27 protein-coding genes and 2 tRNA genes are annotated in these 21,720 nt (G+C 60.6%); 22 read left to right on the top strand and 7 right to left on the bottom strand.

The genetic code is table 11. The annotated features are described in order from the left end of the window. The coding region (gene hemB / locus Q0Y42_RS11910; protein ID WP_297804020.1) for a porphobilinogen synthase at window positions 1-857 on the bottom strand (857 nt) is incomplete at its 3' end. 233 nt (window positions 858-1,090) lie between these two features. Here hemB and hemA point away from each other — a divergent pair. From hemA to Q0Y42_RS11855, 11 genes are all read left to right on the top strand, one after another. Then, the gene (gene hemA, locus Q0Y42_RS11905; RefSeq protein ID WP_297804018.1) at window positions 1,091-2,317 is read left to right on the top strand and encodes a 5-aminolevulinate synthase; all 1,227 of its coding nucleotides are present in this window, start codon (window positions 1,091-1,093) and stop codon (window positions 2,315-2,317) included. Continuing rightward, window positions 2,314-2,502 carry a hypothetical protein gene (locus Q0Y42_RS11900; protein ID WP_297804016.1) on the top strand — a complete coding sequence of 63 codons (189 nt, stop codon included), beginning with the start codon at window positions 2,314-2,316 and terminating at the stop codon, window positions 2,500-2,502. The genes hemA and Q0Y42_RS11900 overlap by 4 nt, the downstream gene beginning before the upstream one ends. 133 nt (window positions 2,503-2,635) lie before the next feature. Continuing rightward, the gene (glyA, locus tag Q0Y42_RS11895; RefSeq protein ID WP_297804014.1) at window positions 2,636-3,919 is read left to right on the top strand and encodes a serine hydroxymethyltransferase; all 1,284 of its coding nucleotides are present in this window, start codon (window positions 2,636-2,638) and stop codon (window positions 3,917-3,919) included. 9 nt (window positions 3,920-3,928) lie between these two features. Then, window positions 3,929-4,408: a transcriptional regulator NrdR gene (nrdR, locus tag Q0Y42_RS11890; RefSeq protein ID WP_297804012.1), complete on the top strand. Its 480-nt coding sequence runs from the start codon at window positions 3,929-3,931 to the stop codon at window positions 4,406-4,408. Further along, window positions 4,408-5,034, top strand: a complete 627-nt coding sequence (ribD, locus tag Q0Y42_RS11885) for a bifunctional diaminohydroxyphosphoribosylaminopyrimidine deaminase/5-amino-6-(5-phosphoribosylamino)uracil reductase RibD (protein WP_297804010.1) — start codon at window positions 4,408-4,410, stop codon at window positions 5,032-5,034. Before nrdR ends, ribD begins: the two co-directional genes overlap by 1 nt. A gap of 3 nt (window positions 5,035-5,037) precedes the next feature. Beyond that, window positions 5,038-5,628 (top strand): riboflavin synthase, encoded by a 591-nt coding sequence (locus Q0Y42_RS11880; RefSeq protein WP_297804008.1) that lies wholly within the window; start codon window positions 5,038-5,040, stop codon window positions 5,626-5,628. After that, the gene (gene ribB, locus Q0Y42_RS11875) at window positions 5,628-6,761 is read left to right on the top strand and encodes a 3,4-dihydroxy-2-butanone-4-phosphate synthase (RefSeq protein ID WP_297804006.1); all 1,134 of its coding nucleotides are present in this window, start codon (window positions 5,628-5,630) and stop codon (window positions 6,759-6,761) included. The genes Q0Y42_RS11880 and ribB overlap by 1 nt, the downstream gene beginning before the upstream one ends. Continuing rightward, window positions 6,758-7,219: a 6,7-dimethyl-8-ribityllumazine synthase gene (gene ribH, locus Q0Y42_RS11870; protein ID WP_297804024.1), complete on the top strand. Its 462-nt coding sequence runs from the start codon at window positions 6,758-6,760 to the stop codon at window positions 7,217-7,219. The genes ribB and ribH overlap by 4 nt, the downstream gene beginning before the upstream one ends. A gap of 35 nt (window positions 7,220-7,254) precedes the next feature. Continuing rightward, window positions 7,255-7,749, top strand: coding sequence for a transcription antitermination factor NusB (gene nusB / locus Q0Y42_RS11865; RefSeq protein WP_297804022.1), 495 nt, complete (start codon window positions 7,255-7,257; stop codon window positions 7,747-7,749). After that, window positions 7,736-8,725, top strand: a complete 990-nt coding sequence (thiL, locus tag Q0Y42_RS11860) for a thiamine-phosphate kinase (RefSeq protein WP_297804004.1) — start codon at window positions 7,736-7,738, stop codon at window positions 8,723-8,725. Before nusB ends, thiL begins: the two co-directional genes overlap by 14 nt. Before the next feature lie 26 nt (window positions 8,726-8,751). After that, window positions 8,752-9,204 carry a hypothetical protein gene (locus Q0Y42_RS11855; RefSeq protein WP_297804002.1) on the top strand — a complete coding sequence of 151 codons (453 nt, stop codon included), beginning with the start codon at window positions 8,752-8,754 and terminating at the stop codon, window positions 9,202-9,204. Between the two features lie 59 nt (window positions 9,205-9,263). Here the strand turns inward: Q0Y42_RS11855 and bamE are convergent, their stop codons facing one another. Beyond that, window positions 9,264-9,743 carry an outer membrane protein assembly factor BamE gene (bamE, locus tag Q0Y42_RS11850; RefSeq protein ID WP_297803999.1) on the bottom strand — a complete coding sequence of 160 codons (480 nt, stop codon included), beginning with the start codon at window positions 9,741-9,743 and terminating at the stop codon, window positions 9,264-9,266. Window positions 9,744-9,797: 54 nt separating this feature from the next. Between bamE and Q0Y42_RS11845 the strand changes: the two genes are divergently transcribed. The 7 genes from Q0Y42_RS11845 to Q0Y42_RS11815 all read left to right on the top strand — a co-directional run bounded on the left by Q0Y42_RS11845 (window position 9,798) and on the right by Q0Y42_RS11815 (window position 13,946). Further along, entirely contained in the window at window positions 9,798-10,364 is a 567-nt protein-coding gene (locus tag Q0Y42_RS11845; protein WP_297803997.1) for a ubiquinol-cytochrome C chaperone family protein, read from the top strand. After that, window positions 10,361-10,882: a DUF177 domain-containing protein gene (locus tag Q0Y42_RS11840; RefSeq protein WP_297803994.1), complete on the top strand. Its 522-nt coding sequence runs from the start codon at window positions 10,361-10,363 to the stop codon at window positions 10,880-10,882. Before Q0Y42_RS11845 ends, Q0Y42_RS11840 begins: the two co-directional genes overlap by 4 nt. Before the next feature lie 94 nt (window positions 10,883-10,976). Further along, the gene (gene plsX / locus Q0Y42_RS11835) at window positions 10,977-12,044 is read left to right on the top strand and encodes a phosphate acyltransferase PlsX (RefSeq protein WP_297803992.1); all 1,068 of its coding nucleotides are present in this window, start codon (window positions 10,977-10,979) and stop codon (window positions 12,042-12,044) included. Next, window positions 12,041-13,018 carry a beta-ketoacyl-ACP synthase III gene (locus Q0Y42_RS11830; protein ID WP_297803989.1) on the top strand — a complete coding sequence of 326 codons (978 nt, stop codon included), beginning with the start codon at window positions 12,041-12,043 and terminating at the stop codon, window positions 13,016-13,018. Before plsX ends, Q0Y42_RS11830 begins: the two co-directional genes overlap by 4 nt. 73 nt (window positions 13,019-13,091) lie before the next feature. Beyond that, a complete protein-coding gene (locus Q0Y42_RS11825) occupies window positions 13,092-13,400 on the top strand; it encodes an integration host factor subunit alpha (protein WP_297803987.1) in 309 nt (102 codons plus the stop codon). A gap of 2 nt (window positions 13,401-13,402) precedes the next feature. After that, window positions 13,403-13,798, top strand: coding sequence for a MerR family transcriptional regulator (locus tag Q0Y42_RS11820; protein ID WP_297803984.1), 396 nt, complete (start codon window positions 13,403-13,405; stop codon window positions 13,796-13,798). Between the two features lie 71 nt (window positions 13,799-13,869). Then, a tRNA-Pro gene (locus Q0Y42_RS11815) sits at window positions 13,870-13,946 on the top strand. 65 nt (window positions 13,947-14,011) lie between these two features. On the opposite strand, the gene Q0Y42_RS11810 is transcribed toward Q0Y42_RS11815, so the two are convergent. The 3 genes from Q0Y42_RS11810 to Q0Y42_RS11800 all read right to left on the bottom strand — a co-directional run bounded on the left by Q0Y42_RS11810 (window position 14,012) and on the right by Q0Y42_RS11800 (window position 15,332). Then, window positions 14,012-14,773, bottom strand: coding sequence for a TylF/MycF/NovP-related O-methyltransferase (locus tag Q0Y42_RS11810; protein ID WP_297803982.1), 762 nt, complete (start codon window positions 14,771-14,773; stop codon window positions 14,012-14,014). Window positions 14,774-14,871: 98 nt separating this feature from the next. Continuing rightward, a complete protein-coding gene (locus tag Q0Y42_RS11805) occupies window positions 14,872-15,081 on the bottom strand; it encodes a DUF2842 domain-containing protein (protein WP_297803979.1) in 210 nt (69 codons plus the stop codon). Beyond that, complete coding sequence (locus Q0Y42_RS11800) at window positions 15,081-15,332, bottom strand: transglycosylase (RefSeq protein WP_297803977.1); 252 nt, start codon at window positions 15,330-15,332, stop codon at window positions 15,081-15,083. Before Q0Y42_RS11800 ends, Q0Y42_RS11805 begins: the two co-directional genes overlap by 1 nt. Before the next feature lie 139 nt (window positions 15,333-15,471). Here Q0Y42_RS11800 and Q0Y42_RS11795 point away from each other — a divergent pair, with 139 nt between their 5' ends. Further along, complete coding sequence (locus Q0Y42_RS11795) at window positions 15,472-16,530, top strand: COX15/CtaA family protein (RefSeq protein ID WP_297803975.1); 1,059 nt, start codon at window positions 15,472-15,474, stop codon at window positions 16,528-16,530. Between the two features lie 65 nt (window positions 16,531-16,595). Here the strand turns inward: Q0Y42_RS11795 and Q0Y42_RS11790 are convergent, their stop codons facing one another. Further along, a complete protein-coding gene (locus tag Q0Y42_RS11790) occupies window positions 16,596-16,970 on the bottom strand; it encodes a hypothetical protein (RefSeq protein ID WP_297803973.1) in 375 nt (124 codons plus the stop codon). Beyond that, complete coding sequence (gene phaC / locus Q0Y42_RS11785) at window positions 16,970-18,916, bottom strand: class I poly(R)-hydroxyalkanoic acid synthase (protein ID WP_297803972.1); 1,947 nt, start codon at window positions 18,914-18,916, stop codon at window positions 16,970-16,972. The genes Q0Y42_RS11790 and phaC overlap by 1 nt, the downstream gene beginning before the upstream one ends. Window positions 18,917-18,988: 72 nt before the next feature. On the opposite strand from phaC, the gene Q0Y42_RS11780 reads away from it, so the two are divergent. From Q0Y42_RS11780 to Q0Y42_RS11770, 3 genes are all read left to right on the top strand, one after another. Beyond that, a complete protein-coding gene (locus Q0Y42_RS11780) occupies window positions 18,989-19,435 on the top strand; it encodes a hypothetical protein (protein ID WP_297803969.1) in 447 nt (148 codons plus the stop codon). A 104-nt stretch (window positions 19,436-19,539) separates the two neighbouring features. Further along, window positions 19,540-21,345 (top strand): single-stranded-DNA-specific exonuclease RecJ, encoded by a 1,806-nt coding sequence (gene recJ / locus Q0Y42_RS11775; protein WP_297803967.1) that lies wholly within the window; start codon window positions 19,540-19,542, stop codon window positions 21,343-21,345. Between the two features lie 110 nt (window positions 21,346-21,455). Next, a tRNA-Glu gene (locus Q0Y42_RS11770) sits at window positions 21,456-21,530 on the top strand. Window positions 21,531-21,720: the final 190 nt, after the last annotated feature.

The raw sequence follows: 21,720 nt of genomic DNA, 5'->3' as shown, positions 1-21,720 counted from the left end.
CCCGACACCTGATAGGCGAAGGTCGGGATGTGGAAGGTCTCGGTCACGCGCTGGACGATATCCAGATAGGGCATGCCCGGCTTGACGATTACGGCGTCGGCACCTTCGGAAATATCCATGGCGACTTCACGCAGGGCTTCCTCGGTGTTGGCGAAGTCCATCTGATAGGTCTTCTTGTCGCCCTTCAGCGCCGTGGCCGAGCCGACGGCGTCGCGGTACGGGCCATAGAAGCCCGAGGCGAACTTGGCGGCATAGGAAATGATGATGGTGTCCTGATAGCCGTTGGCTTCCAGCGCATTGCGGATGGCCTGGATGCGGCCGTCCATCATGTCCGAGGGGGCAACGGCATCGGCACCCGCATGGGCGTGGATGAAAGCCTGTTCCTCAAGGCGCTCGATGGTGACGTCGTTGACGATCTTGTCGCCTTCCATCACGCCGTCCTGACCGTGGTCGGTGTAACAGTCCAGCGCCACGTCGGTCATGATGCCGACCTCCGGTGCCGCATCCTTCATGGCGCGGATCACTTCGGGAATCAGGCCGTCAGGGTCGGTTGCGCCCGTGCCGACATTGTCCTTGGGCGTGTGGGCGATGTTCGGGAACAGGGCGATCATCGGAATTCCCAGATCGCGTGCCTCCAGAGCAGCGTTAACCGCTTCTTTGCGAGACAGTCGGAATACTCCCGGCATGGACTGGACGGCGACTTTGTCCTCGTCACCGTCATGGACCACGATCGGCCAGATCAGGTCGTTCGGAGTGAGCGTGGTTTCAGCCACCAGACGACGCACCCACGGGGCCGTGCGCAAGCGACGCGGACGGGCATAGGGGAAGGCGGCGGGCTGGAAGGGAGGGATGCTCATGGGCAGTAGTCCTTGGTACGCGAATGGCCGTGCTAAACCAAACCGTTCGGCGGCGCAAAACACGACGCGAAACATGATCTTTCGGTCATGTAACGGGACCCAGTTTAACCACTGTGCGTGCGAACGGTTATCAGTTGGTCGAACTGGGGCATTTTGTCATGCTTCGACCGTGGACATCGGGCTATCAAGAGCGCAAATAGGCTAAAGCCTTTATAAAGAAAAGAAACGCAGTTTTGTTCGACTATAAATCCGCCTTTCAAAACTCTGTAGAGCAGGTCCGCAGCGAAGGCCGTTATCGCGTCTTTGCCGACCTGAAGCGCGTGCGCGGCCAGTTCCCTAAGGCCATTCGTCGCCGTGAGGATGGTAGCGAACAGGACGTCGTTATCTGGTGCTCGAACGACTACCTCGGCATGGGCCAACACCCTGTCGTTCTGGAAGCCATGCACGAAGCAATCGACTCGGTCGGCGCTGGTGCAGGCGGCACCCGCAACATCTCGGGCACGACCCGTTCGGCGGTCGATCTGGAAGCCGAGCTGGCCAGCTGGCACCAGAAGGAAGCCGCGCTTCTTTTCACCTCCGGCTATGTCGGTAACGAAGCGACGCTTTCGACCCTGCAAAAGATCCTGCCGGGCCTGATCATTTTCTCCGACGCCCTGAACCATGCCTCGATGATCGAAGGCATTCGTCACGGTGGCGGTCCGCGTCACATCTTCCGCCACAACGATCTGGAACATCTGGAAGAGCTTCTGTCGGCGGCTCCGGCCGATGCGCCCAAGCTAATCGCATTCGAGTCGGTCTATTCGATGGACGGCGATATCGCCGACCTGAAGGCGACCATCGCGTTGGCCCGCAAATACAACGCCATGACCTATCTGGACGAAGTCCATGCGATTGGCCTGTACGGCGCGACGGGCGCAGGCGTTGCCGAGCGCGACGGCGTTCTGGCCGACATCGACATCATCGAATGCACCATGGGCAAGGCCATCGGCGTGATGGGCGGCTATATCGCGGCTGACGCCGTGATCATCGATGCCGTCCGCAGCTGGGCCTCGGGCTTCATCTTCACGACCTCGCTTCCGCCGGCACTGACGGCGGGTGCGCTGGCTTCGGTTCGCTATCTGAAGGCACACCCCGAACTGCGCGAGCAGCATCAGGAACGCGCTCAAGCCCTGAAAGACCGCTTTGCGGCCAAGGGTCTTCCGGTCATGCCGTCCGAAAGCCACATCGTTCCGGTGCTGGTGGGCAACCCTGTCCACTGCAAGAAGATTTCGGACATGCTGCTGGACGACTACGGAATCTACGTCCAGCCGATCAACTATCCGACCGTGCCCAAGGGGACCGAGCGCCTGCGCTTCACCCCGTCGCCGAACCATGACGACGACATGATGGACAAGCTGGTCGACGCCATGGACAAGCTGTTCTCGCACTGCAACGTGGCGCGCCAACCGGCTGCGGCATGATCCAGCGTGATCACGAACTCGGCGAGGTGATCGTCGAGTTCGTGCGCAACGGTGCCTATCTCAAATGTTCCGCGGTCCACGTGAAGTCGGGCCGCGAGGTCAGTGCGCTGGGTCCGGCAAGCGACCCGCGTAGTGTCGAGCGTGTGGCCATCGCCAAGCTGAAACGCGCCCTGACACAGGGCTAATCCCGCGGTTATCCGAGAGGAATGACGCGATATCATGGGGTAGGGCGGCTGTGCGCCCCTTAGATATTGTGGTTAGGGACGACGCAGCCTAGATAGAAGCACCGTTTTCCCCATAGCCTTCGGGATTCTCACAGTGACCGCCTTCACCCACGACTCCTATTTCACCAAATCTCTGGCCGATGCCGATCCGGAGATTTTCGGCGGCATTCAAAGCGAGCTGGGTCGCCAGCAGGAGCAGATCGAGCTGATCGCTTCTGAAAACATCGTCTCCAAGGCGGTGCTGGAAGCTCAGGGTTCGGTCCTGACCAACAAATACGCCGAAGGCTATCCGGGTCGCCGCTACTATGGTGGCTGCGAGTTCGTGGACATCACCGAAGATCTGGCCCGCGAGCGCGCCAAGAAGCTGTTCGGCTGTGAATTCGTCAACGTCCAGCCGCACTCGGGTGCACAGGCCAACCAGGCTGTGTTCTTCGCCCTGCTGCAACCGGGCGACACCTTCCTGGGCATGGACCTCGCCTGCGGCGGTCACCTGACCCACGGTTCGCCCGCCAACCAGTCGGGCAAGTGGTTCCGTCCGGTGACCTATAAGGTCCGCGAAGACGACCACACCATCGACTATGACAACGTCGCCGAAATGGCCGAGCGCGAGAAGCCCAAGCTGATCCTCGCTGGTGCCTCGGCCTATGCCCGTCAGATCGACTTCAAGCGTTTCCGCGAAATCGCCGACTCGGTCGGTGCCTATCTGATGGTGGACATGGCCCACTATGCGGGCCTCGTGGCGGGCGGCGTCTATCCGGACCCGCTGCCGCACGCCCACGTGGTCACCACCACCACCCACAAGACCCTGCGCGGCCCGCGTGGCGGCATGATCCTGTCGAACGATGTCGATCTGGGCAAGAAGATCAACTCGGCTGTGTTCCCGGGCCTGCAAGGCGGCCCGCTGGAGCACGTGATTGCCGGTAAGGCCGTGGCTTTCGGTGAAGCCCTGAAGCCGGAATTCAAGGCCTATGCCCAACAGGTCGTGAAGAACGCCAAGGTCCTGTCCGAGACCCTGATCGAGCGCGGTCTGGCCATCGTCACCGGCGGTACCGACAGCCACCTGATGCTGGTCGACCTGCGTCCCAAGGGCGTGACCGGCAAGGCCACCGAGCACGAGCTCGAAAAGGCCCTGATGACCTGCAACAAGAACGGCGTGCCGTTCGACACCGCACCATTCACCATCACCTCGGGCATCCGTCTGGGTACGCCGGCTGGCACCACCCGTGGCTTCGGCGAGGAAGAGTTCCGTCAGATCGGTCACTGGATCGCCGACGTCGTTTCCTCGATGAACGGTAGCGACGAGGCCGATCCAGCTGTGATCGCCTCGGTTGCCGCTCAGGTGCGCGAGCTCACCAACCGCTTCCCGATCTATCGCTAAGGTACTGAAATGAAGTGCCCTTTCTGCGGAAATGCTGACACCCAGGTGAAGGATAGCCGACCGTCGGATGACGGATCGGCCATCCGCCGTCGCCGCTCGTGTCCGCAATGCGGGGGGCGCTTCACCACCTTTGAGCGGGTTCAGCTGCGCGAGCTGGTGATCCTCAAGCGCAATGGCCGCCGCACGCCATTTGATCGTGACAAGCTGGAACGCTCGTTGGGTATTGCCCTGCGTAAGCGTCCCGTCACGCCCGATCAGGTCGAACAGCTGGTCAGCCGCATCGTGCGCCAGTTGGAAAGCCTCGGCGAAACCGAAATCCAGTCCAGCGTTGTCGGCGACTTCATCATGAAGGGGCTGAAGAGCGTCGATGAAGTGGCCTATGTGCGTTACGCCTCGGTCTACAAGGACTTCCGCCACACCAACGATTTCGCCAAATTCCTGGGCGAAGAGGGCTTTGACGAGGCAAACCCGCGCGGCGATTTCGGCTGATGCGTCCGCGCGTCACGCTGAAAGTGGCGACGTCGCTGGACGGTCGCATCGCTATGGCATCCGGCGAAAGCCAATGGATCACCGGTCCTGAAGCCCGTCAGCAGGGGCACCGATTGCGTGCCCGCCATGACGCCATTCTGGTGGGCGTGGAAACCGTTCTGGCGGATGATCCCAGCCTGAATGTCCGTATCGAAGGCGAACAGCACAAAGACCCGCAACGGATCGTGCTGGACAGCCGGTTGCGGACCCCGCCGACCGCCAGACTGCTGGATGGCGCCTGGATCATCACAACATCCGAACCGCGTGAAATCGGCAATGCTGAGGTGATCACGGTCGCTGGCGATGCCGAGGGACGGCCCGACCCTGAAGCCGTTCTTGATATGCTGGCAGCGCGTGAAATCGGCAGTGTTCTGATCGAAGGTGGTGGCCGGGTGGCCGCATCCTTTGTAAAGGCAGGCTTGGTCGATGCGATCGAGTGGTTCCGCGCCCCCATGGTGCTGGGTCACGAAGGGCGTCCGGCCATTGCGGCTCTGGGTTTTGACCGACTTTCGGATACGCCAAGGTTCAAGCGTCTTGCGGTTTCGCCTTTGGGTGACGACTTGTGGGAACGCTACGAGAAGGCATGAAGTATGTTTACAGGCATTGTCACTGACATCGGGCGCGTCCGTAATGTGCGCCAGACCGAGCGCGACTGGCGCTACGAGATCGAAACGGTGTGGGATACGTCCACTATCGATCTGGGCGCGTCGGTGTCGCACGCGGGATGCTGCCTGACGGTCACCGAAAAGGGCGAGGGCTGGTTCGCGGTCGAGGTATCCGCCGAAACCCTGTCCAAGACCAAGCTGGGCGAATGGACCGAAGGTTCGCGCATCAACCTTGAACGCGCCGCGACGCTGGGTTCGGAACTGGGTGGCCACATCGTCTCGGGCCACGTCGATGGTCTGGGCACGGTCGTTTCGATCGCGCCGGAGAACGGCTCGCACCGTCTGGTGTTCGAGGCTCCGGCCCCGCTGCACCGTTTCATCGCGCCCAAGGGCTCCATCACCGTCGATGGCGTTTCCCTGACCGTGAACGAGGTCGAAGGGCAGAACTTTGGCGTAAACATCATCCCCCACACCTGGGATGCGACCACCCTCGGTACGCTAAAGGTAGGGGATAAGGTCAATCTGGAGATTGATATGCTGGCGCGATACCTCGCGCGGTGGCAGGAGACTGCATAATGCAATTGACCGCCGCCATGCCCGACAGCCCGATCAGCCCGATCGAAGACATCATCGACGACGCCCGTAACGGCCGTCCCTACATCCTTGTGGATGCCGAGGATCGCGAAAATGAGGGCGACGTCATCATTCCGGCCCAGTTTGCGACGCCGGACCAGATCAACTTCATGGCCAAGCATGCGCGCGGCCTGATCTGTCTGGCCCTGACTGCCGAACGGGCAAAGCAGCTACGCCTGCCGCCGATGGCCGCGGAAAACCGCGAGAGCATGGGCACCGCCTTCACCGTCTCCATCGAGGCGAAGGAAGGCGTGACGACGGGCATTTCGGCCGCTGACCGCGCACGCACCGTTCAGGTGGCATCGGACCCCAGTAAGGGCGCGGACGATATCGTCTCGCCCGGCCACATCTTCCCGCTGGTCGCGCGTGACGGCGGCGTTCTGGTCCGCACCGGCCACACCGAGGCTGCTGTCGACATCAGCCGTATGGCGGGCCTGATCCCTGCGGGCGTGATCTGCGAGATCATGAACGACGACGGCACCATGGCCCGCATGCCCGATCTGGTGGCCTTCGCCCAGAAGCATGGGCTGAAGATAGGCACCATCGCCGACCTGATCGCCTATCGCCGCCGCACCGAACGCTTCATCGAGCGCACGCTGGATACGCCGTTCGAGAGCGTCTATGGCGGCACCTTCCGCATGATCGTGTATCGGAACACCATCGAGGGTCACGAGCACGTGGCGCTGGTGAAGGGCGACATCACCCCCGATCAGGTCACCCGCGTACGGATGCACCAGATCGACTTTGCCGCGGACCTGCTGGGCCACATCGAGGCTCGTCAGGACTATATCCCGCGCGCACTTAAGGCTATGAGCCGTCATGACGGCCCTGCCGTTGCCGTATTTTTGCGCGATCCGGGCCTTCACAGGCTTTCGGAGCGTCTGGTCGGAGGCGACCAACCTGCGGCAGTCGACAGAGCCCTTAAAAACTATGGCGTAGGCGCGCAGATCCTGCTGGATCTGGGCGTTCGCGACATGACTGTAATGAGTTCCAACCGCCCCAACCCGACGGCGCTCGATGGCTATGGCCTTCGTATTGTCGGCTGGTGCGACATGGACGGAGAAGAGCAATCCTGACCGATCCCTATCGCGTCCTCATCGTCGAGGCACGCTTCTACGACGATCTCGCCGATGCGCTGCTGGACGGCGCAACCGATGCCCTGCGCGCGCAAGGCGTCGAATTTGACGTCGTTACCGTTCCGGGCGCTCTCGAGATCCCGACCGTTATCGCCATGGCCGAAGAGGCCGGTCGCCTGCCGACCGCCCCGCGCTATGACGGTTACGTCGCCCTGGGTACCGTCATCCGTGGCGAGACCTATCACTTCGAGATTGTGGCCGATCAATCGGCTGCCGGTATCACCCAACTGGGTCTGAAGGGCATTGCCATCGGCAACGGCATCCTGACGACCGAAGACGAAGATCAGGCTTGGCACCGCGCCAAGCGTTCGGAAGCCGACAAGGGTGGTTTCGCCGCCCGTGCGTGCATCGACCTGATCAACCTGCGTAAACGCCTTGTGAAAGGACTGGCTTCGTGACGGACGCCCCCAAACCCGCCACCGTGGCCGAGGTGATGGCTCAGTTGGCTGAGTCCGAAAAGGCCAACGCCGAGCCGCAACTGACCAGCCGCCAGCGCCGTGCCCGCACCGTGGCCCGTCTGGCTGCCGTTCAGGCCCTGTACCAGATGGAACTGGTCGGCGAGCCTGCCGAGAAGGTGGTTCGTGAGTTCCGCAACTTCCGCTTTGACGGCGATATCGACGGCCAGACCATGGCCGAGGCCGACGAGGACTGGTTCGCAGACATCGTGAAGGGCGTGGTCGAAGACCAGGCCGCTATCGATACTCTGGTGAAGTCGCATCTGGCATCGAACTGGCGTATGGAGCGTCTGGATTCGACTGTTCGCGCGCTGCTGCGTTGTGGTACTTGGGAACTGAAGCACAAGCCGGAAGTGCCGCTTGAAATCGTCATCGACGAATACGTCGAACTGGCCAAGGCCTTCTTCGACGACGCCGAGGCCAAGTTCGTGAACGCGGCGCTGGACGCCGTGGCACGCGATGCCCGCAATTGATGTTGCGGGTGAATTCGAGACTATCCAGCGGCTGCTAAAGCCGCTGGCTCATCCCGAGTGGGCGAGGGGACTGGCCGACGATGTCGCCGCCCTTCCGTCCCGGCCGGGATTTGATCTGATCCTGACCAAGGACGCCTTGGTCGAAGGGGTTCATTTCCTTCCCGAAGATCCGCTGGATTTGGTTGCGCAGAAGCTGCTGCGCGTGAACCTGTCCGATATCGCCGCCAAGGGCGCGGAGGCGTTCGGCTATCTGCTGGCTTGTCACTGGTCCGAACGCTGTGGCTGGCCCGAGCGCGAGGCATTTGTTGCGGGTCTGCGCCGTGATCAGGCGCTTTTCGACATCCATTTGATCGGTGGCGACACCGTCAGCACGCCGGGGCCACTGTCATTCTCTGTGACCATGCTGGGCTGGGCACCTGCGGGACGGGCTGTCCATCGTGGCGGGGCAAAGGCGGGTGATCTGGTCTTTGTGACGGGTAATATCGGCGATGGCTGGCTGGGTCTGCAGGTCTGTCAGGGCAGCCTCAAGATGGAACAGGACCGGCTGGATTACCTACAGCGGGCCTACCGCCTGCCGACCCCGCAGACCGATTTGGCCAGCCTGATCCTCAAACACGCCAATGCCAGCGCGGACGTTTCCGACGGGCTGATGGCCGATGCCGGACGCATTGCTGATGCCAGCGGCGTGCAAATTGAACTGGATCTCGAAGTGACCCCGCGATCTGCCGCAGCGGATGTCTGGTTTGACGGGCGCGTAGATGAACTGGCGGCGCTGGAACAGCTGGCTTCCGGCGGGGACGACTATCAGATCCTGTTCACGGCACCGGCCTCGCTGGAAAACATGCTCCGCAAGGAAGTCGAGAACCGCCATGGCCGCCTGACATGTGTGGGACGGGTCAAGTCCGGCAACGGGCTAAAGGTCCTGTTTCGCGGGGCCGAGGTCACGCCCTCGAAAACGGGCTGGACGCACGGCTAGCAAGCAGTTGCTAACGGGTCGGACCTATGCTGCCTGCCATGGATCGACGCGCCCTTATTCTGGGGACTGCCGTGTTTACGGCTGTTCCGACCTTCGCCGCAGCCAGCCCCGAGCCTAGTGCTGCCCCACCCGAAGCGGTGTGGGTGACAATGACGGGCGTCGGCCTGCCGATCTTTGTCGACGGTCGTGTGCGTAACCACGTCTTCGTCGAGCTGAAGCTGCATTTGAAGCCTGGATTCGCGCCCGAACAGGCCCGCGTGAAGGACGTCATCATGCGCGATGCCCTGATACGGCGGGCGCATACCGAGTCCTTCGGCGCGCCTAACGATTACAACCGCGTGGATACCCGTCGCTTGGCCGCAGCGGTCATGACGATTGCAGCAGCCCAGCTGGGTCGGGGCAATGTCCAGCGGGTTGAGGTCGTGCGTCAGACCCCGCGGATGCGGGTGCGTAACCCGACGCCGCCGCAATCGCGCTGAACCAAGAAAAAAGGCTCCGGATCGCTCCAGAGCCTTTTTTATTTGCCGTTTCGGACCGCTTAGTCGCGACGTTGCTGACCCGGCTGGTCGTCGTCGGTGCGCGGTAGCTGGCCACGGCCCACGTTGCCCAGCAGCTGTTCCAGAATGGTGAGCGAGCGGCCACGGGTCGGGGTTTCGCGCTTTGCCATCTCGATCGCAACGCTGTCATCCAGATCGAGCGTGCGAACAGCAGCGACGACGCCATTGGCTTCGTTGAAGGTGATTTCGGTGATGTTGCGCTGGGTCACCTTGGCCGAGCTATAGGTGTAGCGCTCGGTGACCTGCGAAATATAGTACCAGACGTTCTGTGCCTCGAACGTCGACGCGGTCGACGGAGAGCCCAGTTTGGCCAGAACGGTCTCGCGGGTATCGGTCCCGACGACGACGTCTTCGGGCTTTGCATCGATCACCTGAAAGCCCTGGGTCGCGATGCGCGGGGCGCATGCTGCCGTCAGAACGGTCAGGGAAATCACGGCAAGAAGCGACTTGGTGCGGAGCATCTGCGTTGGGCCTCTGCGAAAACAGTCCTTTGACCTAGCCTCCGGAGCGCCTTAGTGCAACGTCGCGGAGTCATGAGGGCCGGGAAAAATCACATGTTTAAATCGTTGTTCGCGCCGAAACCCAACGAACTTCAGGCGCTGGAACTGTATTCCCGCGCGGTGGAGCAGGCCCGCCAGCCAGCGTTTTACACCCAGCTGGGGGTCGCCGATCGCATCGATGCGCGATTCGAACTCTACACCCTGCATGTTCTGCTTCTTTACGTTCGCCTGCGCCATCAGGACCAGCGCACGGCCGATCTGGCGCAGAAAATGTTCGATCACTATGTATCGGCTCTGGATCACTCCCTGCGCGAGCTGGGCGTGGGCGATATTTCGGTCGGCAAGAAGATGCGCAAACTGGGCGAGTCCCTCTATGGTCGTATGTCGTCATACGAAAAGGCGTTGACGGAGCAGGACGCCGATGCGTTCAGCACGGCCATCGCCCGCAATGTGTTCGAGTCGGACGATATCGAAGCCGGTCGGGCACTGACGCGTTATGCTTTTGCCAGCCACGCCGCGTTGGCCAACCAAACCCTAGTCGAGATTGAACGCGCTCCCGATTGGGCGCAAATTAGCGAATGACCGAGACTCAACTTCCCTACAGCGAACCCATACGCGTCCACCAAATCGGTGCGGGTCTGGTTCGCAATCTGGTGCCGGACGAAGCCCAGCGCCGTCTCATCGCCAAGACGCTCGATCTGGCTGGCCTCGAGAACATGTCGGTCGACTTCAATGTCGTTCCGACCGTGTCCGGCTGGCGCATTGACGGGCGCGTGGTAGCCGATGCCGTACAGCTGTGCGGCCTGACGCTGGAGCCGCTTCCGGTCAAGGTGGATCGCCCGTTCCAGATCAATCTGGTCGAGGAAGAAGAGCCGAACACCAACGAGGACGGCGAAATCGACATCGAACTGGACGACGACTTCCCCGACGTGGTCGAAGGCGGCCAGATCGATCTGGGTCAGTATGCTGTCGAGCAACTGATGCTGTCGCTTGATCCGTTCCCCCGCAAGGAAGGCGCTGTGTTTGTCCAGCCGCCCGAGCCGGTGGAAATCTCGCCATTCGCCGCCCTCAAAGCTTTGAAAGCGAACGACGAAGGTTGACGTTGCGTCGGCTTGATAGCATCCACGACGCACTATCTTTATCGACTACCCTAAATAGTAAGCCCCGTTCCTAGGGGCTGGAGACACTCAGCAGTTGGCATCCCAGACCCTGATTTCGTTAGACGCAATGGGTGGCGATCACGGCCCTTCGGTCGTGGTGGCTGGCATTAAGGCCTATCGCGCACGCTTTGGCGGTGAGGGGGTTCACTTCCTGCTGCACGGGGACGAGGCAGCTATCCGCGCCGAAATGGAGCGGAACGCACTGAACGACACCCATTGCACCATCATCCATACGGATAAGGTGGTGGCGATGGACGAAAAGCCCGCAACGGCCATGCGCCGTGGCAAGGGCTCCAGCATGTGGAACGCTATCGAGGCGGTGAAGTCGGGCGAGGCCCACGCTGTCGTCTCGGCGGGCAACACCGGTGCCCTGATGGCGATTTCCAAGCTGCAGCTGCGTATGGCCGCCGCCTCGTTGGAACGTCCGGCGATTGTGGCCTCTTGGCCGACAATGCGCGGCACCACCTCGGTTCTGGACGTGGGTGCCAACATCGGTAGCGACGCCAAGCAGCTCGTCGAGTTCGCCATCATGGGCGAGGCCTTCCAGTCGGCTGTTCATGGCACCAAGAACCCGACGGTTGGCGTACTGAACATCGGCTCTGAAGAAATGAAGGGCCATGACGAGGTGCGCGAGGCGCACGCCATGCTGAAGTCCGGCCAACTGCCGATCAACTATTATGGCTTCGTCGAGGGCGACGATATCGGCAAGGGGACGGTGGATGTCATCGTGACCGACGGTTTCACCGGCAATGTCGCGCTGAAGACCGCCGAGGGTACGGCCCGCTTTATCGGCGCTCTATTGAAGGATGCGCTGAAGTCGGGCCTGCAATCCAAGATCGGTGCCCTGATCGCCATGCCGGCTCTGAAACAGATGTCGCGCAAGATCGATCCGGCGGCCGTAAACGGCGGCCCGCTGCTGGGTCTGAACGGTCTGGTGGTCAAGAGCCACGGCGGTGCCACTGCCGAGGGCTTTGGCAATGCTATCCGCGTCGCGGTCGATCTGGCCCGCAGCGACTATCTTTCTAAAGTCAGCGCCAATCTGGGCCGTGTCGCCGACATGGTCGATGATCTGGCCAAGGCCGAAGTGGAGACGAACGAGTGAGTGTTATCCGCACGGCTGTGACGGGCGTTGGTTCCTACCTGCCCGAGAACATCATCACCAACGAGGAGTTGAGCCGCACGGTCGACACCTCGGACGAATGGATTGTCGAGCGCACCGGCATTCGCCAGCGCCACAAGGCCGCTGACGATCAGCCCACCAGCGATCTGGCTGTTGAGGCCGCTCGCCGCGCCTTGGCCGATGCGGGCAAGACCGCTGCCGACGTCGATCTTATCGTTGTGGCCACCACCACGCCGGACAACACCTTCCCGGCAACGGCTGCGATCGTGCAGAAGAAGCTGGGCGCGCCGGTAGGCATCGCCTTTGATGTTCAAGCCGTGTGCTCGGGCTTTGTCTATGCGCTGAGCGTCGTGGACGGCTTCATCGCGCGCGGTCACGCAAAATGCGCGTTGGTCATCGGTGCCGAGGAAATGACCCGTCTGATGGACTGGTCCGACCGCACCACCTGCGTCCTGTTCGGTGACGGGGCAGGGGCGTTCGTTGTCGAGCCCCGCGAAGGTCAGGGCACCAAGGAAGACCAGGGTGTGTTGGGCTTTGCCCTGCGCTGCGACGGCTCGAAAACCGATCTGCTTTATGTCGATGGCGGTCCGGCTACGACCGGCACGGTTGGCCATCTGCGTATGATCGGCAATCAGGTGTTCCGCCACGCGGTCGTGAACATTTCCGAGGCCATTGTGGCGGCTTCGGAAGCTTCGGGCATCACAATTCCGGAAATCGACTGGTTCGTACCGCACCAGGCCAATCAGCGAATCATTCGCGGCGTCGGTGAAAGACTGGGTCTGGACGAGAACCGCGTGGTTTCAACGGTTGATCTGCACGCGAACACGTCTGCTGCGTCAATTCCGCTCGCATTGGATCATGCCATCCAGGATGGCCGCATAAAACGGGGTGATTTGATCGTCCTTGAGGCCATGGGTGGTGGCCTGACGTGGGGGGCTTGCGCCTTCCGTCTATGATTTTGCAAAGAATGCTTTGATTTTTCGCAGTTTTGGCTTTGTATGATTCCCGTTGAATGACGGGGAGACGCAAGTGACTGCACAGCAAACCCTTACCCGCGCCGATCTGTGCGATGCGGTCCACGAAGAAGTGGGCCTGTCGCGTCAGGAATGCTCGGGTCTTGTAGAGCGTACACTCGAACTCGTGGTTGAATCTCTTGAGCGTGGTGAAACCGTAAAGCTTTCGGGCTTTGGCGTTTTCCAGGTTCGGGAAAAGCGTGCACGGATGGGCCGTAACCCCAAGACCGGTGAACCGGCAGCGATCAACCCGCGCCGCGTCATTAGCTTCCGTGCTTCTCAAATCATGAAATCGAGGGTCCACGACGCCGTCGTCGAGGATTGAGATTGTCCAAGAGTCCAAATGCCTTCCGTTCCATTTCCGAAGCCGCCGAAGAGGTTGGCGTTCCGCAGCACGTGCTGCGGTTCTGGGAAGGGAAACTTGATTTCATCCAACCGGTAAAACGTGCGGGTGGCCGTCGTTTCTACAGGCCGGAGGATATCCGTATCCTTCAGGATGTCCGTCGTCTACTTCACGACGAGGGGATGACCATCAAGGGCGTGGAGCGCCTGTATAAGGACTCAAAGGGCAAGCTCGTTGGGCCGGCGGCCGCTGTCTCGGCCGCGCCCGAAGCGGCGCACACTCCGGTGGCAGTTTCGTCCAGCGTTCGTACCGAACTCACCGCCTTACTGGGCCGGATCGAAGCGGCACAACAGCGTTTGGCGCAGGCATTGGGCAAATAAGCGCAGCTTGTTGTTCATAAGCCGTTTTTTGGTTTGCGATGCGCGCTCTGGCCGTCTATACGGAGCGCCTTCGGAGCGTGGCGCAGCCTGGTAGCGCACTTGACTGGGGGTCAAGGGGTCGCAGGTTCGAATCCTGTCGCTCCGACCATTTCCTAGCGGGAATGGACAAAAATAAAGGGCACCTTCGGGTGCCCTTTTTTATGCGTCCATTTCCTACAGATGTGCGCGAAACACGAAGTGCGGATATATTTGCTCGCATCGATGACCTCGTGCGATCCATTCTTCGACAGCTTGTGTGGCTCCAAGGCAAGTAGACGCCGTAGCATCATCATAAACCACATATCCACCACGCGAGATGTAGGGATAAACGGCGCTCTGAATGTATTTAATCGAATGGTAAATATCGAGATCGATATGCGCTAGACCGAAGCGCTGATCTAATGAAAACGTGGACGGGAATGTGTCTTCGACCAATCCTTTCACCGCTACCAGATTATCCAGGCCAATGCTCTCTGCGTATCGGAGCAGATCTTCCATATCTGTATCTGCGAAATCTCCAGCCTTGTGGAGATCAAACTGCATATCAGTCTTAGGCATTCCCTCAAAAGTGTCGCACGTATACACCTTGGCGCCAGGATAAAGACGTTTGAGCACTGTAGCGATAAATACCGCGCTCCCGCCTTTATAAGATCCAAACTCAATCACGTCTTTCGAGCTAAGTGGATCGAAATAGAGAGATAAAATAAGAAACAAATTCATGATGCGGCGATATTCTACTACCGAGCGGACCTCAGCATTCCGAAATGCCTCTAAAAACAACGGATGCTGTTCTAGAATTTGAGAAAGAGTACCGGACTCAAGGCCTACACCACGAACAGTTCCATCGTATAGATTGCGCCCCTGTATTATCTGATTGATCATACCGGCCGCGGGCAATGTTATATCGCTGTATCCAGCGCGAACTAAAGCGGACATGTAACCTCCTGAATATTTTCGAGTTTACAAATCTACTAGCTCAACTAATGGGGTTAATTACTATCTGAATAATTGAGTCTATGTATAGAGAAGTCTTCTTAGTTGTCGCGTAAGTGATCACACTCCGCCCAGCGGAGAAGGGGAATAAGTGGCACGCCCCATCCCATGCCGGCGACGATGAAGAAGAGCATCTTCACCCAGCCGATATCCGGCAGGATGTCGGCGATTGATACCGAGCCCCAAATCCAGAAGGCAAGGAACGCCAGCACACCGACGGTGGCGATAAATCGTCTCAGACGCGGGCTCATCAGCGCTTCTTCCGGAACAGGAAATAGAGAATCAGTCCGGCGACCGCGCCGACTGCGGCCCAGATTGGCCAGATCCAGCTGTCGTACGTCGCAATGGCGAACACACGAACCGCAAGGAACGCCCCCGCCGCCGCGCCCGTATAGGCGACCACGAAAAAGGCCGGCAATTCACGGCGGCCAGCCAGAAAATCAGCAATCAGCGCCAATATGGACACTGCAACCACTGTAACGGTCAGTTCGACATAGGGCATTGCCGACAGACGCTCCTCAAACAACCGTGAAGCTATAAGCTGAAATGCGACTCGAAATCGCCGCGAGTCAGGGGCATACCCCCCTGATGTCCGCATGACGATAGGCGGACACCATATCGGGGCAAAGAGCAGGCGTCGAATGATGCGAATTGGTGAAACGACCCAAAGTCGTCCGGTAGCCGTATGGCTATTTCTGTGTGCGGCCCTGGTGTTCGCGATGGTGGTGGTTGGTGGGGTGACCCGTCTGACGGGCTCCGGCCTGTCGATTACGGAGTGGAAGCCCATCATGGGGGCTATTCCGCCACTGAACCACGAAGACTGGCTGATTGCCTTCGAGAAGTACAAAGCCATCCCGCAGTACCAGTTGGTGAACGCGGGCATGACCCTGCAGGAGTTTCAGGGAATCTTCTGGTGGGAATGGCTGCACCGCCTGATCGGTCGGATGATCGGCGTGGTCTTTGCGCTGCCGTTCTTTGCCTTCCTGATTTTCCGCAAGATGCCGCGCCGTCTGGTGTGGCGCAGCGCGGTTCTGCTGGCGCTGGGTGGCCTTCAGGGGCTTATTGGCTGGTGGATGGTCAGCTCTGGCCTCAGCGAGCGCGTGGACGTGGCTCCTGAACGTCTGGCCGTCCATCTGGGACTGGCATTCGTGATCTTCTCGGGTCTGATCTGGACCGGCTTGGAAGCCTGGGCAGGTCAGCACTACAACCGCGCCTCTCGTGGATGGAGCGTGGGCGCGACCCTGCTACTGGCTGTCGTGTTCCTACAGTGCATGTTGGGCGCGCTGGTGGCAGGTGCCAAGGCCGGGATGGTCTTCACCGATTGGCCATTGATGAATGGCGCGGTCTTCCCGCCGGTCGACTGGGCCAAGGGTTCGATTGCCTTCCTGCACGATCAAGGTTTGGTGCAGTTCAATCACCGCCTGGGCGCTTATGGCTTGCTGATCTTTGCGACGGCTTATGCGGTCAATGCGTGGCGTTGGCGCCTGGCGGAAGGCGCTGGCGGTGCCGCATTTGTCTTGGCCATTGCAGTCTGGATACAGGCGGGGCTTGGCATCGTGACACTGGTGCACGCGGTGCCGATTACGCTGGGTGCCGTGCACCAATCGGTGGCCGCGGTTGTGCTGGGCCTTGCGACCCTAAATCTGTGGCTTGTCCGTCGGGCGCGTCCGCGGATTTTCAACAGCGGGCCACGCGGCTAACTCAAAAAATAAAGGGGCCGGTTCCCGTCAGGACCGGCCCCATTTTTATGAGATGTGAGGGTTGCTTAGCTCGCCTTACGGGCGTTCAGCGCAGAACCGACCGTGATAGCGAACCAAACGGCGGCAATCACGATCATCAAACCGAAGTCCTTGCCGGCGAAGATCAGCGGGACAAAGGCCAGAATACCGATCAGCCCCGGATAGATGTTGGCCCACATCGCGGAGTGCGGCGAATCCAGACGGATCAACGGAAGAGCAGGCCGTCCCATCCGCTTGAGCATCCAACTGTTGAGCGGGACGTAACCGGCGACAACCAGAATCGTGGTCAGCACATATTTCAGCAGCAAGCCTTCCTCACCAAATATGGAGGCACTGCCGATCAACATACCCATGGCACAACCGGTTGTGATGGCCAGCAGGGTATTGGGTTCAAAACGCATCAAGACTTGACCTTAACGTAGGAGCCGGGTGTCGGCTCCAGCGGAGGCAAGACGCCCTTGGCCGGATCTCTGGCCGCGACTTTCTTGCCGGATAGTTTGGCGAGCCAGTCGGCCCAATGCGGCCACCAGCTCCCCGGATATTGCTTGGCTTCCGCTTGCCATTCTTCGAGGGTTTCGGGAAGGGCCGGATTGATCCAGTGCTGGTACTTGTTGGCGTCCGGATGGTTGATAACGCCCGCGATATGGCCCGATCCCGCCATGGTAAAGGTGACATTGCCGCCAAAGCTTCGCGCCGAGCGATAGACCGAGCGGGTAGGGGCGATGTGGTCTTCCTTGCTGGACTGGAAGTAGAGCGGGATGGTGACCTTCGACAGGTCGATAGCTTCCCCGCCGATGACCATGGTGCCATTTGCCAGCGCGTTCTCGCCGTACATCTTGCGCAGATAGGCAAGGTGCAGCGCCTTGGGCATGCGGGTCTGATCCGAGTTCCATGCCAACAGGTCGAACGCCGCCGGTTCCTTGCCCATCAGATAGTTGGAAATGAAGAAGGACCAGATCAGGTCGTTGCTGCGAAGCGCGTTGAAGGTCTCGGCCATGGTGGTGCTGGGCAGCACGCCACCCGCCTCGTCCATCTGGCGCTCGATCTCGGCCAGCCAGTGCTCGTCCGTGAACAGGGTCAGGTCACCCGCTTCGGCAAAGTCATGCTGGGCGGCGAAGAAGGTGGCGCTGTTGATCCGTTCGTCCCCACGCGCCTTGGCGTGCGCCAGTGCCGCGCCGAGCAGGGTGCCGCCGATGCAGTAACCGACGGCATTCAGCTTGGGCTGACCTGTTTGCTCGAGCACCTTTTCAACGGCGCGATAGATGCCGCGCTCAAGATACTCATCAAACCCGTATTCGGCCTTGTCCTTGTCGGGATTGACCCAAGAGCAGACGAAAACCGTGAACCCTTGCGCGCTCAGCCAGCGGACCATGGAGTTGGCGGGCTGTAGGTCCAGTATGTAGAATTTGTTGATCCACGGCGGGAAGATCAGCAGCGGCACCGCATATTGTTGCGACGTCGCCGGATCATATTGCAGCAGCTCGAACAGATCATCGCGCCAAACGACCTGACCCGGCGCGGTGGCAACGTTTTCGCCCACCTTGAAACGTTCGGAGTCGGTTTGCCGGATGGATAGACGGCCACGGCCGCGCTCAAGGTCGGCAGCGAAGTTTTGCATGCCGCGTACCAGTGATTCGCCATTCGTCTCCGCCAGAGCCTTAAGGGCGACGGGGTTGGACGCTAGGAAGTTGGCCGGAGATAGTGCGTCCGTCAGCAGCCGCGTAAAGAACGCCGCCTGACGTTTAACCTTGGGGTCCACGCCCTCGGCGCTGGCGACCAGATTGTTCATCCAGTCCGAAGTCGTCAGATAGGATTGGCGCAGGACATCAAACAGCGGGTTTTCCGACCATGCAGGGTCCTTGAACCGCTTGTCGGTCACCTGTGGCTGAGGTTCGGCCTCCGGCTCGCCCCAGACACGGTGGGCGGTGGATGACCACAGGTCCATATAGCGACCGAACAGATCGGCCTGTGCCTGAAACAGCTTTTCCGGCTTGGCGGCCAGACTGGTCATCACCGCGCCCATGGCTGGCCCGACATTATAGGGATCGGGCGACAGGGCTGCGGGGCGGTCAGCTTGTAGCAGGGCGGCTTCGGCGATAGCGGACTGGGCCAGCATGGCAGCCTTGGCCAGATTGAGCGAAAGCTGCTCGATCTGGCGATAATGTCCGTTGTCGCCGAACGGCCCGCTGCCCGTCTCGGGCGGCGGCAGGGCCTCGTCTTTTCTCGGTTCGGCTTCGGGCACCGGTTTGGGCTTCGGCGCGCCTTTTCTAGCGCGCGGCGTTGCTGCAGTCGTCTTTTTCGCGGCGGGTTTCTTTGCCGACGAAGTGGGCGTCTTCGCTTTAGCCATAGCCGTTCTCCGTGGGTGCGCCGGACACGCACCTTCCTCCTGCCGCGATGTTGGCATAAGAAGGTAGGTGAAATGAACGTGAATCTCGTGAAAATCGTATCGCGGCCAGTCATGGCTATGGGGGCGTGTATCGCCTTGTCGGCGTGTGCCTTTGATCCGCCCACTGATCCGACGTCACCGCTGGCGACCCGAATCCAGACGATTGTGGACGAGAACCGCGAGTATCCGCGTTGGCAGGACTTTCCGGCACCGCCTGAGAATGTCCCGACCCCGACCTATGTCCGCTCCGCTGTTCAGGGGCTGGAGGGCCAGCAGCAAACCCTGAATTTGCAGATCGCCCAGATCGAATGGACGCTGACCGAGCCGGCCGAGGAATATATCGCCAACATCCGTCAACGCATGGCGGCAGATCAGGTCGAAGCCCCTACGGCCCAAACCCCTGCCGAGATCGAGGCGTTTGCGGCCGCGCTGCGGGCTCGGGCCAAGGCTCCTCCGCCGGTCGATCGTCCGCTCCGCTGATAGATTGCGTCCGCGTCTGACATAGGCGCGGGTTTCAATACGATATGCCCGAGCAGCAGGCCATCTTCGCGCCTGTGCTGCTGGTTGAATGAATGGCATGCCTGATGGCTGATGATCTTTCGACGTCCAACTTCCTCGGCTTTGCCCGCTCGATGTCGGGCCGAAGCTGGCGGATGCGCCCTGCAAATCCCGATGTGACCCGCGCGCACATGCACAGCCTCGGGCTGGGCGAACTGCTGTCGCGCGCCCTGGCATCGCGCGATGTGGCGGCTGAGGACGGTGGCAACTTCCTGAACCCAACTTTGCGGGCGCTTTTTCCCGATCCGTCCAGCTTTATGGACATGGATCAGGCCGCGAACGCGATTCTGGATGCGATTGCAGCCAACGAAAGCATCCACGTCTTTGCCGACTATGACGTTGATGGCGCGTCCAGTGCAGCGCTGCTGGTGCGCTGGTTCCGTCATATCAAGCGTGATCTACCGATCTATGTGCCCGACAGGATGAAGGAGGGCTATGGCCCCAGCGCGCCCGCGTTTGACCGTTTGAAGGCCAGCGGCGCGGACCTTGTGATCACCGTCGACTGTGGTGCCGCCGCGAACGAAGCCGTCGCCCACGCCACGGCCATCGGTCTGAAGGTCGTCGTCATCGACCACCACATGATGCGTGAAGAGCCGCCAGCCTGCCTTGCCGTGGTCAATCCAAACCGTCCGGGCTGTCAGTCAGGGCAGGGGAATCTTGCTGCGGCGGGCGTGGTTTTTGTTTTGCTGGCCGCTTTGAACCGCGAGGGACGCAAGCGCGGCATTTTCGCGGAGGTGGGCGAACCGGACATCCGGCAATGGCTGGACCTTGCGGCCATGGGCGCGATCTGTGACGTCACACGTCTGATAGGCTTTAACCGTGCACTGGCCAGTTTGGGCCTGCGGCACATGTCGTCGTGGAGAAATCCGGGCTTGGCGGCCTTGATGACGGCAGCCGGTGCCGAAAAGACCGAGGCCAAGTCCCAGACCGTCGGATTCGTTCTCGGGCCGCGCATCAATGCGGGCGGGCGTATTGGCCGTTCCGATCTGGGGGCGCGCCTGCTTTCTACCGATAACGAGCAGGAAGCTGCGGAACTGGCCCGCGAACTGGACGAACTGAACCGCGCCCGACGTGATGTCGAGGCTGCCGTAACCGATGAGGCCATCCGTCGCGTCGAGATGACCGGCGCACACAACGATGAGTCGGCCTGTGTGGTGGTGGCGGGTGAAGAATGGCACCCTGGCGTGGTGGGCATTGTGGCCGGACGCCTGCGTGAGCGGTGGCGCAAGCCCGTGATCGTCATCGGGCTGGATCCCGTGGCGGGCATTGGTAAAGGCTCTGGCCGGTCCCAGCTGGGCATGAACCTTGGTCGTGCCATCCAAAAGGCTTGGGAAGTGGGCGTTCTGATTGCCGGTGGCGGACACGCCATGGCGGCGGGCCTCACGGTCGCTATCGACCGGATCGATGCCCTTCGAGACTATCTCAATCAGGCCCTTCAAGGCGAACAGGCCGAGGCTCAGGCCTTGGACTGGGTCGAGATCGATGCCCTGATCGATCCGCGCGCCGCGACACGCGACCTGTTTGATACGTTCGAGCAGCTGGCTCCGTACGGTCCGGCCAACCCCGAGCCCGTCTTTGCCATGGAGCATATTCTGGTGCGCGAGCCGCAGGCCATGAATGGTGGCCACGTGCGGTGCCGTCTGGTTGCGCCGGATGGAGCCTCTATTCGCGCCATCGCCTGGCGCTGTGCCGATCTGCCCATGGGGCGGACCTTGTTGTCGGGGCAGGGCGGTCTGTGTGTTTCGGGCCGTCTCAAGGCTGACGATTGGAATGGCCGCCGCGGTGTCCAGTTTGAAATCGAGGACGTTGCCGATCCGCGCATGGCGTGCTGAGCGCGCTCAGGCTCGCAGCGCACAGGTCTTTGAAAAAAAATACAGAAAATCGATTTGGCCTTATTGCCAACTGCGAAAATGGCCACTATCAAGCCACTCGTTCGCGACGCGGTCCCTTCGTCTATCGGTTAGGACGTCAGGTTTTCAACCTGAAAAGAGGGGTTCGATTCCCCTAGGGACTGCCACGCGGACCTGTTTTCGAACCTCGGTTCGGGCACGGTTTGAGGCTTTGCTTCACTCTTGAAAAAGAAGTTGAAGTTGGTTTCAGAAACGGGCTTGCAACCGGATTAGAACACAGCTAAATGCCCGCTCCTCGCGCTGCGGTCCCTTCGTCTATCGGTTAGGACGTCAGGTTTTCAACCTGAAAAGAGGGGT

The organism is uncultured Brevundimonas sp. (genome assembly GCF_947305955.1).
Taxonomy (GTDB): Bacteria; Pseudomonadota; Alphaproteobacteria; order Caulobacterales; family Caulobacteraceae; genus Brevundimonas.
Note: the sequence above shows the minus strand (reverse complement) of the source record. Positions and strands in the feature narration are given on the sequence as shown.